We start from the raw sequence: 12,041 nt of genomic DNA, 5'->3' as shown, positions 1-12,041 counted from the left end.
AGCATGCAGTCTTGGTCCGATACCGCACTCCCGTCCGTTCCCGGTCAGGGGCAGCCGTTGCGGCTGTACGACACAGCCGACCGTCAGGTTCGTCCCGTCACGCCGGGTAAGAAGGCGACGATGTACGTCTGCGGCATCACCCCGTACGACGCCACCCACCTCGGTCACGCGGCCACGTATCTCACGTTCGACCTCGTGAACCGCATCTGGCGCGACGCCGGACACGACGTTCACTACGTCCAGAACGTGACCGACGTGGACGACCCGCTGTTCGAGCGCGCCAATCGCGACGGCGAGGACTGGATGGTCCTCGGCATGCGTGAGACGGCACTCTTCCGTGAGGACATGGAAGCGTTGCGGGTTCTACCGCCGAAGGACTACATCGGCGCCGTCGAGTCGGTGAACGAAGTAGTCGAGTTGGTGGAGAAGTTCGTGGCGTCCGGCGCCGCTTACGTCGTCGACGACGCCGAGTTCGCCGACGTCTACTTCCGCGCCGACGCGACCGAGCAGTTCGGTTACGAGTCGGGGTACGACCGCGCGACGATGGAGAAGTTCTTTGCCGAACGCGGCGGAGATCCCGATCGCGTCGGCAAGCGCAATCCGCTCGACGCACTTGTCTGGCGTGCGGAGCGTCCGGGCGAGCCCTCGTGGCCCTCGCCCTTCGGGCCGGGACGCCCCGGTTGGCACATCGAATGCGCCGCCATTGCGCTCAACCGCATCGGCTCCGGATTCGACGTCCAGGGCGGTGGCAGCGACCTGATCTTCCCGCACCACGAGTTCTCGGCTGCGCATGCCGAATCGGCAACGGGTGATCGCCGTTTCGCGCGGCACTACGTGCATACCGGCATGATCGGCCTCGACGGCGAGAAGATGTCGAAGAGTCGTGGAAACCTGGTCTTCGTCTCCAAGTTGCGCGGCGAGGGGGTGGACCCCGCAGCAATCCGTCTCGGACTGCTCTCCGGCCACTACCGCCAGGATCGCGCGTGGACCGAAGAGGTCCTCGAGGATGCTCAGTCGCGTCTGAAGGTGTGGCGGGAGGCAGCGGCCCTCGGCTCCGCACAGTCCGTCACCGACACCGTCGCACGGTTGCGTCAGCACCTGGCCGACGACCTCGACACCCCGAAGGCTCTCGACGCGCTCGACGGTTGGGCACGCCGCGCAATAGAAGGTGGCGGATCCGACGCACAGGCACCCGGCGAGTTCGCCGATGCCGTGGATGCGTTGCTGGGTATTTCGCTTCGCTGAAGTCCCCCCGTGCGCGGTTGAGGAGCCTCTGCGGTCCTCAACCGCGCACAGCAGTTTCTAGGCGTAGTCCAACGCACCCTCGGCTGGGGTCGGCACCCGGCGCCGTAGCGGCGAGCCCAGCGCCCGCGCAAGATCTGTTCCGTCGTGCTCGGCGAGCAGCTCACCGTTGGACCACACCAGAAGCGCGGCGCTGACCGCCTGTTCTGCCGTGGAGTGCGCGAGGTCGTAGTGCGCACAGCCGGGGACGTCTGCGTACGTGATCCACAGGTCGTAGCCGGTCATGAAGAGATCCAGGTCGAACTGAACGCTCAAGCCGAGAAGCTCGCTGCGACCGTTGTCGTCGACACCGGCGAAAGCTTCGTCGAGTGCCAACAGACGCGGGGCGTGCGGGTCGGCCGAGTCCAACATGACGTGCGCCGCGGCGAAGAGCGGAAGGTGCAGCGAAACCGACTGCTCGCCACCGGACAGTGCGCTGTGCCGCGCAACAGTAAGCCGATCTTCCTTGCCCTCACCGCTGATGAGGGTGAACGAGAACACGCGCCACTGCCGGTAGTCGAGCGCCGAGGACAAGATCTCCGGGTACGAGCGTTCGGGGTGTGCAGCGCGGGCGGTGCGGATCTGGGTCGCGAAATGCGCTCGCAGAGTCGCAAGTTCGTCAACCCCGAGGGCCGACGCATCTCGATCCAGCAGCTTGGAGATCGCCCGCGAGCTGTCGTCGAGGTTGTCGGCGAGCACCCAGTGAACGCCGATGGTGTTGCCCGAGGACATACGACGCTCACGCATCTCGGTGCCCATCTGTGCGATCAACTCTCGTGCGTCGACTGTGCGCTCATGGATCTGCTGAGCCAATCCGGTCAGCAGGGCATCTTCGAGAATTCGACGCTCGGATTCGGTGAGCAACTGCTCCTGATCGCCGCGAGCATCGTGGATCCGCGTTGCGAATTCACCGATCGACGAATAGCCCTGATCGTCCTGCACTCGTACGACGGTCAGTCCGTCCGGTGCATCCCACTGCAGACGGTAGTCCTGTCCGGCTGCTGCGAGTTGGGCGTCGAAGTCCTGCAACGCCGAGGTCAGTGCCGTGCGGGTTGCCTTGCGGGCGCCGTCGGTGACGCGTACCGCCGAGGTCGCAGCCTCGAGCGCTCGGTACAACTTGTCGACGTCTTCGGGGAGGACGGGCGGGTGGGCCGCGTCCTCGCTGCGATCTTCGTTCTGGATGCGGTAGACCAACTGATCGGGGCTCATCCACGCCGCCGAACTTGCCGGCCAGCTCAGATGTTCCTTGACGCCCAACAACTCGAGAAGATCCGGGCGAGCATAGGGTGCGAGTCGTTCTGCATCACTGCGGGTTTCGGTCAGGGTGTGACGCAACGTCTCGACAGCGGTGTTGTATGCACCCTCTGCCGTGCCGATCTGGAGCACCGCAGCGTCGTATGCCTTTCGCGCAGCACGCTGTTCGACCTTGCATTCTTCGATCTTCGCGCGCGCTTTTGCCAGGTCGAGATCGATCTGCTCGGCGCTGGCACCGAGAGTGTCGCGGAGCGTCTCGAGACGCTGCACCTGCTGGAGCAGACTCTCCTCGGCGATGGCGGCTTCTTCGGCGAATTCCTCGGCATTGGCGCGTGATTCGTCGAGGCGGTCGCGGGACTCGCGCTCGAGTTCTACTTCCTTGGCGTGCTCGCGCCGGCAGCGCAGCGCCAGTTCACCCTGCTTCTCGAAGTGCCGGATCGCCGCGGCGAGGGAGTCCAGTTCACGGCCGACGTGCGGCGTCCGGTGGTGCGACGCCGTCGCCCGGAGCTGCTTTTCCTTCGCCGCGAGATCGGCGATCGCCGCGTCGAGTTCGCGTTGCGCTGTTTCGGTGGCTTCCGAGCGAGTGCGGAGAGCACCGGCGGATTCGGTGACGGTCTTGAGTGCACGCAGAATCGAACCGGTCTTCGGCAATTCCTTTGCCGCAGAGTTGATCCGGCTCAACTGCTCGTTGGTCTGCGTCACCAGTGACTTGGCTGCATCGACTGCTGCGGCAAGCTCTTCCAGGGCCGCGTCGATCTCGGTGATCCGAGCTTCGCGTCGACGCGCCCGAGCTGTCGTGCCGATGTACTCGGCGTCGGCTTTGACGTGGCGGCCACGCGCGACGCCCTGCCAGAAGCGACCGTCGACGCCGATCGCGACGCTTGCATCGGAGTCGCCCGGTGCCTCGACGAGACTGATCGACGCGAGAATCTCCTGTACCCGAGCGTCGGGTACGTCGGCATTGCCTTCGACTTCGAGGACATCGGCCAGCGTTCGTCCCTTCGGACGCTGCTTGACGGGTAGAGCGGTCAGGAACTGCTCGCTGACGTGATCGGGAATCTTCTCGTCCGGGCAGACCCAGCCGTCCAGCAGATTTGCTGCCTGGAGCGCGGATTCGATACCTGTAGCCACGTCCAGTTCGACGGAGTCGGCGAAGCGGACCAACTGCCACAGCGGTGCACCGCCCAGTTCACTGCGGTTGTCGGTGCGTGCGTGGAAGGCCGGCGGAGCATCGTCGTGTTCCGCCGAGACGGCTTTGCGCTCGGATTTGAGAGCCGCGATGGAGGCGTGTGATGCCGAGATTTCCGCTTCTGCTTCGCGCCGACGCTCGCGCAGCGTCTCGGTTCCTGCCTCGGTGTGCTCGGCGAGAACTGCGGACAGCGCCGGAGCGTCCTCGTCGCCGACCTCGGCGAGCGCTGCGTCGAGGGCCTCGAACAGCGACGTGTCGGCGCCGACTGCCGAGAACAGAGAGGAGTGATCGGTCCACCACGCGCGCAGCCCGCTGGCGCACTGACTGCGCGCGAGTTCCACGGCAGCTTCGCCCTCGAGCACCGCTGCCTTGGACGCTTCGAGCAGCTCTTGTCCACGGCGAGAGCTGTTTTCAGCCCGGGTTCGTTCGGTCGCCGCCTTCTCGACGGTCGCCAGAGCGGTGCGGACAACGCGTACGTCACCGTCACGCTCTTCGGCATGTCCACGGACGGCTGCCGTGATCTGGTCGCTGCGTGAGCCGTCGGGTAGGGGAGTCCAGACGATGCCGGCGTCCTCGGCGGCTGCCTGCAGTTCGTCCTCGGCACGCGAGAGTGCTTCGGCCGCACGCTTGACCGACGATGCGGCCTTGTCGGCTTCGTCGCCGCGCTGCGCCAGTGCGGCCTGCGCTTTTCGTGACTTGTCTGCCTGCTGCTCGGTCGAGAGCTTCAGCGTCGCGACGGCCTGGGCGAGATCGTCGAGTTGCTGCTTGCCTTCATAGGCGCTCGAGCGTTGCAGTGCTTCGACATTGGCGCGCGCGTTCTCGAGTGCCTGCTCGGCCTGGTTGAAGCGTTCCTCGGCAGCTGCCCGCGCCTCTCGGCTGCGGGTCTGGGCGAGCGACGACTCGTCCATGGCGGCAACACCTCTGGTGACCGCTGCGAGGCGGGTACTGACCTGTTCGATCTCTCCGCGGGACTGTTGACGCAGGTACTTGGTGTAGACCCCGATGAAACTCTGTGCCGCCTGATCAGCTGCCGCCAGCCCCTCGAGCGCCCGGCCGACCTCCTCCATGTCGCTGAACGAACGCGCAGCTTCGAGGACCAGCTGGTCGTCGAGCGGGCGGAGGCCGTCGGTGAGCGCCTGCGAGAGGCCCTTCGGATCAAGGTTCTTCGCGAGCTGGGGGCGACGAAGCGTGAGAATGAGGTTGATCAGCTGGTCGTAGCGCTGCACACCGAGACCGAACATCCGCGCGTCGATCGCGGTGCGGTAGTCGAGGGGACGGTCGGTGATGGAATCGCTGCCGAGTTGTTCGGCCAACTGCTTCTTGGTCAGGGGACGATCGTCGTTGCCGATCAGCGAGAAGTCGACCCCGACGCGGCCGTCGGCGACGAAGTACCAGCGAGTGACCTTGTCATTGGTGCGTGTTGCACGCATGCCAATTCCCACGGTCACCGACTCGGGATCTTCGAGTGAGCCGCGGCAGAACTCCATCCACACGTAGGAGTGCGCGCTGTCCTGACCGCGGTAGAGCAGGTTGGACTTCATGGTGCGCTCTTCACCGGCGAACGGGTTGAGGCGCCGCGGTTCGATGCGGCCGTCGAAGACGAACGGGAACAGGACCTCGAGGGCCTTGGTCTTGCCGGATCCGTTGGGTCCTCGCAGAACCAGTCGACCGTCGGCGAACGAGAACTCTTGGTCTCGGTAATCCCAGAGGTTGATGATTCCAGCCCGAGTAGGTCGGAAGCGGGCGTTGCTCATACGTTCTCTACCTCTGATAGTTCGCCGTTGGGGGAAGGTTCGGGGCCGAATTCGTCGACCGGATCCGGGGCGGAGTTGTCCACCGCGAAGTCGATCCGAGGGTCGCGTTCGCGCACGGAGACCACGACGTCTCGGTACCGGGCCAACACGGGTAAGACCAGAACTCCGTCGTCGACCACGTGCGTCAGGCGTAAACGCTGCAACAACCCGAGCGCCTGCTTGCGCAGTCCGTTGTGATCGGCCTGCCACTGCGCCGCGAAGGTTCGCCCGAACTGGTCCACCAACTCGGTGACCTTGTCGGCGAGCCAGTCGTCGTCGATTTTCGGGTACGTGACGGGTTCCGGTGGCTCGGTCGGTTCGCCGGCAGGAAGCGCGAATTCTTCTTCCTCGTCGGCGAGGTCCTCGAAGATTCCAGCCTCGGGGATGGCGGCATCGAGCTGTTCGATCAGGTGATCGTCCGACACGTGCGGGATCGGAAGTTTCGGCAATTCGGGAGCGTCGACGTCGAGTACGCGGTCGGCAATCTCGCCGGCCAAGAGAAGCGCTACCTGAGCGATCGTTCCGGTGCTCGGGAAGCGGACGTCGGAGAGTCGACCGGTGGGATCGATCATCGCGATTCCCTCGGCGCGACGCTCGGCCACCAACCCCGTCAGGAGTTCGACTTCCGACGCGGTCTTGGGCTGCGCCAACGCGATCAACTCGTGCTGATCGAGTTCGCCGGCCAGTACGACCGGGCGCTCGACGAGAGCCCGACGCACCCGGCGCCCGATCTCTTTCGCGTCCACGGGAATTCCGTCGTCCTCGGAGGCACTCGAGGTCTCCGCCGCCAGTAGCCCTCGGATGGAGTGCAGGTGCTGCAGGGCGCGCGGCGGACGGAACAGGGCCACGACGACGGAACGATCTATGTCGTAGAGCGCCTCTCCCGCTTCGGGATTGGACGCCCAGCCGTTTGCGTCACCGTCGGCGAGGGCGATGGCGCCCCGGACGCCGAGCCAACCGACGGCATCGACGAACGCGTCGCGGTCCGACGCACGATCGGTGGACAGCTCGACGCCGTCGACCTGCGCGGCGTCGGCCGCGACGTGATCGGCCAACTCCGACAACGTGATCTGGTTTCCGGCGCGGCCAAGTGCGGCCAGGCACAACGCCAGGTATGCGTAGCGCGTGCGATCGAAAGTTCGCTCGGAGGCAGTTCTCGCCGGTGCCGACGGGTTGAGTCGATCCGACACCGTGAACAGGCGCGCGGTGGTCTCTGTCACCTCGAGGCGGTAGCCGAACAGTTCGAGTAGGTCGTCACGCAGCTCGGTGGCCCAACGGCGCAAGAGCGGCAACGCAATTCGATCCGGATACGTCGAGGTGATCAGGTGGTTGGACAGAATCACGCGCGCCGCTCGTTGGTACGAATCGAGGGCAAGGGGCGTGATCTCGCGAGCTCTCATCGAACACTGACCTCGATACCGTCGAGGTGCATACGCCCGCGGGCGGTTTTGATGGTGGTCGAACCGTCCGAGGGACTCAGTGTCAGCTTCACCCCGTTCTCGCTACCGGTGGAGCTCTTGACGCGTCCCACCACCGGAACGCGCGCGGTCAATGCTGCATTGAGCAGACTCAGCAAAACTTCGGTCTCCTGCTCGTTGAGTTCACGCTGATAGACACCGTTCGACGCGAGAGATTGCGCGGCGGCGCTGCGGGTACGTTGCGCCGCCAACTGCTCTTCGCGCAGTCGGCGGATGCTGCCGTCGTTGCGGGCGACCTTGCTCGGCAATCCGGGTGAGGGCGGACGGCCGGTTTCGGCGAGGGTTCGTGCGATCTCCACCGGCGGCGCCTCCCACCACGAACGCGAGTGAGAAATGATGTCGGCGTCCGGATGCACCATCGAGAGATGGCGTGGACGGCCGAGGTCGAACACTGCCTGGAACAGAGCATGAGCTGCGTCTTCGGACGGGGTTGCGGCAAACCAGCCGGCGAGGTGCCGGAGCTGGCTCTCGCGGCTGACGCCGCCGCGACGGGTCTCCGTGACGCGGCGAAGGAGGGCCAGAACCGCCGCGATCGCACTCATCGTGCCTTCACGGAGGCGTTCGGATTCGCTGATCCCCGATTCCGCGGAGACGAACCAGGCGGTCAATCCTCGCCACCGCGCCGCCCAATCGTCTTCACGTTCAGTGATCGGGACGAACACCCGCTCGTCACTGGCCGCGGCGAGGCGGATCATGCGATCGACACCGGTGGATTCGACGTGCTCGATCGCTTCTTTGAGCTTGGGGGCGTAGCGCGCCAGGTCGGAACTGAACTCGCGCATGTGAGTCAGCAGAGCGTCCTTGTGCGTGAGGAAAGCCTGCGGAGTGATCTCCGTGGTACGTACCAGGTCGCCCAGTGTCAGATAGAAGTGCGCGGCTCGATCAGCCATGTCCGAGAGCGTCGAGTCCAGGCGCTTGAGCTTGCGGAAGATCAGGTCGCCGTCGGAACTTCGGTTGGCTTCGGCGAGTTCGGACATGTCTGCGAGCAGATCCGCCAAGGCGAGACGCGAAAGCGACGCCGAGTCCAGGCGGGCAGCAAGAACGTCTTCGACTGATCGATAGACCTGGTATCCGGCCTGGCCGAACTGGTAGACGAAGTGTCGATTACGGTACTCGGCCAGCGTGGCCGCGCGGGTGCCGTCGTAGCTGCGCTCGAGGATCTCCCAGACGTGAAGCTGATCCAACAGGGGAGTGACCTCCGCCGCCGACAGATCGGCCGCCGGATCCGAGCCACCGATCTTCTCGAGGATGTGCGCGACGGTTCCGGCATGCAGCAGCACGGTGTAGTTGGCGCGAGCATGGTCGAAGGCACGAAGCACCCAGAGGTATTCGGCCCGTTTTTCCGCGATCGTGAACGAAAACAGCTTCAGTCGATTGGTGTCGGCGTACGCGGCGTAATCGGGCGCACTCGTTTCTTCCACCATGACAGGGTAGGCGAGAGACGCCCCCTCTTTTTCCTATGGGCGATCCGTAGCAGGGGATGCGGCGCGTCGCCACTGTGATTCGTTCTCGATCATCCACGTGAGCAGGTGCTCGGCTGCCGCTTCATCGGAGTCCGGGCCGGCCAGAAGATCAGCGAACGCCTGGCTCGGTGCGACGATGCGAATCCCGTCGCGAGTGAGCAATCGGTCGAACGCGGACGGTGAGAGGGGAGCGGTGATCCACACGTCACCGCCGGATTCCACTCGCCGGAGGCCGAGAGCGTCGGCGAACTGATCGACGTTGTCGGCATGGAAGTGAGCACGTCGGGTGGGCGCATACCGAGCAAAGGGCGCAGCGGCCACCGAAGCAGTACCGGCATAGATGTGACCGCTGAGTTGACGCAGTTGATCGAAGAGAGCCTCCAAACCGTCCGGGGCGTGAAATCCGTGAGGCGTCGGCGCTTTGGCGCCGGCTTCAGCCGCCCATTCCCGAAGCATCTTCGGCCAGCGGACGTCGCCGATCCCACCGCGGGGGAGCCTGGTCACCAGTTCACGATCCGACAGTGTCTGAACCACCCGATAGGTTGCTCCCGTCGACGCACCGGCCAGGCGCACCAAGGCAGTGATCGCCAGTGGCGCCGCGAAATCGGCGAGCGCACGCACGACGCGAGCTGACGGATCGCCCGTCAGTTGTCCGGAAGGACGTCCGGGCCCCCGCCACGGATCGGCGTCGGCTCCGCGTCCACGCACCCAGACGGCGGGTCGATCAGCGGTCAACGACACATTGCCCGTGGCGTCTGCGTACGAGATCGCGTGGGAATCGAGCTGCCGGCGGACCGGCTCGGACAGATATTTTGCGCACACGAAGCCGGGTTGACCGGTGGGGAAGCGGTCGGCGATACCGGGAACGTCGCTGCTCAGGACACCGTGAGCAGCGTAGACGCCGAATTTGGCCACCGCGCCGTCAGGGGAGCGGAGGTCGAGTCGGAGTGGCGCCTCGGACAAGTCGGGGGAGCGCTGTGTCGACAAAGACCAGGTAGGAGGCAAATTTTCTTCGATGACGGCAACCGATCGCCGAAAAATGTCGATCGGCCGTTCCGGTTCCGACTCAGATTCGCTCATGTTCTAATAGTACCAATATCTGTCGACGACGGAAACACAAGATTTTCCGAATATCGCTCAAACAGTCGATCACAAGACAACGGCGGTCCTTTTACCCAAGCTCGTCACCATTCGCACAACAAAAATTCCGAAACCGGCCAAGACGGATCAGCGTTGCTTCGGCATCACCAGGGGAGCGACGACGGCGAGCAGTATCGCGGGGATCAGGAAGCTCGCGGCAGGCGAAGAGTCGTAGATCGGTGTCAGGGCCAGGGGAGCAAGGGCAGCGCCGCCGAAGCGCATCGCTTGCACGACCGACACGGCGCCGCCGCGGTTGGGCCCCTCAGAGCCGAGTACCGCCGCGTTGACGCCTACCAGGACGAACTGGCTCGCGACGCCTGCGACAAACCATGCGATCGCGATCACCGGTACCAAGCCGGCGAGGCCGACGACGGACACCAGAACTGCACCGCCCAGGGCGCCGATCATCACGGAGGAACGTGCGCCGATGCGATCGATGAGGATTCCGATGCGTCGGGCCGAGAGGATACCGGCCACACCGAAAACGGTGAGCAGTAGGCCGCGGACGGTGGGGGACAGTCCGAACTCGTCTTCGAAGCGGAAGGCAAGCAGGAAGCTCAGCCCACCGAGGGCGCCCCAGCCGAGCAGTGCAGCGATGCCGATCCGGAGCACTTCGGGGCGCAGTGCATCTCGTAGGCGTGCGGGAGTGGTCGCTGTCGGCGCTTCGGACTTCGGGAGTCCGACGGCTCCCAGGATGCCTGCGACCACTGCAATGACGAGAAAGGCCAGACGCCAGTTGAATTCGGCCGCGAGGCCGCCGATCAACGGAGCTGACGACTGCCCTGCGGCCTGGAAAGCGCCGAAGGCTCCGAGTGCTCGACCCAGTCGAGCCTGCGGTGTTGCGGCCGCCAACGAAGCGAGCAGTAGCGGTGTGGTGAATGCGTTCGCGGAGCCCTGCAGTACCCGGGCGGCCAGGAAAATCTCGAGAGTCGGGGCGAGGAAGCACGCCAACGACGCGAAGACGTAGACCCCGTATGCGATCCGCACGGTCCGGACTTTGCCCCACCGCGTCCCGAGTGTCCCGGACACCAACATCAGAGCGGCGAAGGGGAGCAGGTACGCGGTGAGCGAGGAGGCGGCCGCCGACGGCCCGACCCCGAGATCGTCACCGATCTCGGGGAGGATCGAAGCAACCACACCGCCGCCGAACGGGCCGAGGAACCCGCCGGCGTACAGCGCGATCAGTTGAAGCCGGAGGCGCATGGGGCGCTGTGTACTTCCGCCTTCTTCCTCTGGAGTGTTCTTGCTCACAGTCCGAAGCTGCCGGGGCCTCGCCGTCTGAGGTAGCGCTCGAATTCCGCAGCGATGGCGTCGCCGTCGATCTTGGAGATTGCTTCGCTGATGTCGGTTTCGGCGTCTCCTCGCTCTTCCAGGGTGCGCACGTATTCGCCGATTTCCTCGTCGTCCGCGGTCATTTCGTTGACCGCTTCCTCCCAGTCCTCCGACTGAGCCGGGAGTTCACCGAGGGGGACCTCGATGTCGAGAACATCCTCGACTCGTTGAAGGAGGGCTACCGTGGCCTTCGGGTTGGGTGGCTGCGAGACGTAGTGCGGAACCGCTGCCCAGAACGAAATAGCGGGTACACCAGCACGAACGCACTCGTCCTGAAGGACTCCGGTGATGCCTGTCGGGCCTTCGTATCGGGTTTGTTCGAGGTTGAATCGTGCAGCAGATTCGCTGCTGTACGCCGTGCCCGTGACCGGCACCGGGCGGGTGTGCGGAGTGTCGGCGAGCAGGGCGCCGAGGATGACCACGGTCTTGACGTTCAGTTGGTCGATCAATTCGAGCAGATCCTCGCAGAAACTGCGCCACCGCATGTTGGGTTCGATCCCGCGAAGAAGGACGATGTCGCTCTCACTGCCGGGAGGCGAACAGACCGACAAACGTGTTGCCGGCCACACGATTTCGCGAGTGACACCGTCGACCTGACGGACCGTGGGACGGTTGACCTGGTAGTCGTAGTAGTCCTCGGAATCGAGTTCGGCGAGCGGCTGGGCATCCCAGATCAGCTCGAGATGTTCGACCGCACCGCTGGCTGCGTCACCGGCGTCGTTCCAGCCCTCGAAAGCTGCAACGAGGATGGGATCACGTAGGACAGGGATGTCGCCCTCGAGGCGGTCGCTGCTGTCGACGGCAAAGCCGTCAGGGCTCTCGAAGGCCGCGGAATCGTCGAAATCGACCGGGCCGTCGGGAGTGACGGGGAACTCACTTGGACTCACCCACCCAGCCTACGGCCAGAGCTTGTCGGTGCGCCCACTACTCTGGACGGCATGTCTGCCCCATTTAACTCTGCCCTGCTTGATGCGCTGAAACAGCGCGTTGTCATCGGCGACGGAGCGATGGGCACCATGTTGCAGGCCGCGGACCTCACCCTGGACGACTTCCTCGGCCTCGAGGGGTGCAATGAGATCCTCAACGACACCCGTCCCGACGTGCTCAAAGA

8 protein-coding genes are annotated in these 12,041 nt (G+C 64.9%); 2 read left to right on the top strand and 6 right to left on the bottom strand.

What is annotated here, in order from left to right; genetic code table 11:
* Window positions 1–3: 3 nt before the first annotated feature.
* On the top strand, window positions 4–1,245 hold the full coding sequence (gene mshC / locus R4P65_RS28970; protein WP_317829057.1) for a cysteine--1-D-myo-inosityl 2-amino-2-deoxy-alpha-D-glucopyranoside ligase: 1,242 nt from the start codon (window positions 4–6) through the stop codon (window positions 1,243–1,245).
* 57 nt (window positions 1,246–1,302) lie between these two features.
* Here the strand turns inward: mshC and R4P65_RS28965 are convergent, their stop codons facing one another.
* From R4P65_RS28965 to R4P65_RS28940, 6 genes are all read right to left on the bottom strand, one after another.
* On the bottom strand, window positions 1,303–5,478 hold the full coding sequence (locus tag R4P65_RS28965; protein ID WP_317829056.1) for a TIGR02680 family protein: 4,176 nt from the start codon (window positions 5,476–5,478) through the stop codon (window positions 1,303–1,305).
* The gene (locus R4P65_RS28960; RefSeq protein WP_317829055.1) at window positions 5,475–6,917 is read right to left on the bottom strand and encodes a TIGR02678 family protein; all 1,443 of its coding nucleotides are present in this window, start codon (window positions 6,915–6,917) and stop codon (window positions 5,475–5,477) included. Before R4P65_RS28960 ends, R4P65_RS28965 begins: the two co-directional genes overlap by 4 nt.
* Window positions 6,914–8,419 carry a TIGR02677 family protein gene (locus R4P65_RS28955; protein WP_317829054.1) on the bottom strand — a complete coding sequence of 502 codons (1,506 nt, stop codon included), beginning with the start codon at window positions 8,417–8,419 and terminating at the stop codon, window positions 6,914–6,916. The genes R4P65_RS28960 and R4P65_RS28955 overlap by 4 nt, the downstream gene beginning before the upstream one ends.
* 33 nt (window positions 8,420–8,452) lie before the next feature.
* Window positions 8,453–9,538 (bottom strand): hypothetical protein, encoded by a 1,086-nt coding sequence (locus R4P65_RS28950; RefSeq protein ID WP_317829053.1) that lies wholly within the window; start codon window positions 9,536–9,538, stop codon window positions 8,453–8,455.
* 147 nt (window positions 9,539–9,685) lie between these two features.
* Window positions 9,686–10,801: an MFS transporter gene (locus R4P65_RS28945; protein ID WP_230815759.1), complete on the bottom strand. Its 1,116-nt coding sequence runs from the start codon at window positions 10,799–10,801 to the stop codon at window positions 9,686–9,688.
* Window positions 10,802–10,845: 44 nt separating this feature from the next.
* The gene (locus tag R4P65_RS28940) at window positions 10,846–11,700 is read right to left on the bottom strand and encodes a PAC2 family protein (protein WP_223257810.1); all 855 of its coding nucleotides are present in this window, start codon (window positions 11,698–11,700) and stop codon (window positions 10,846–10,848) included.
* 168 nt (window positions 11,701–11,868) lie between these two features.
* Between R4P65_RS28940 and R4P65_RS33230 the strand changes: the two genes are divergently transcribed.
* Window positions 11,869–12,041 (top strand): homocysteine S-methyltransferase family protein (locus R4P65_RS33230; protein ID WP_411742596.1); only part of this gene is annotated, 173 nt, incomplete at its 3' end.

It is taken from the genome of Rhodococcus sp. IEGM 1318 (genome assembly GCF_033142465.1).
In the GTDB taxonomy this organism is placed as follows: Bacteria; Actinomycetota; Actinomycetes; order Mycobacteriales; family Mycobacteriaceae; genus Rhodococcus_F; species Rhodococcus_F qingshengii_B.
The sequence above is the reverse complement of the archived record's forward strand: the minus strand, read 5'-3'. Positions and strand labels throughout refer to the sequence as shown.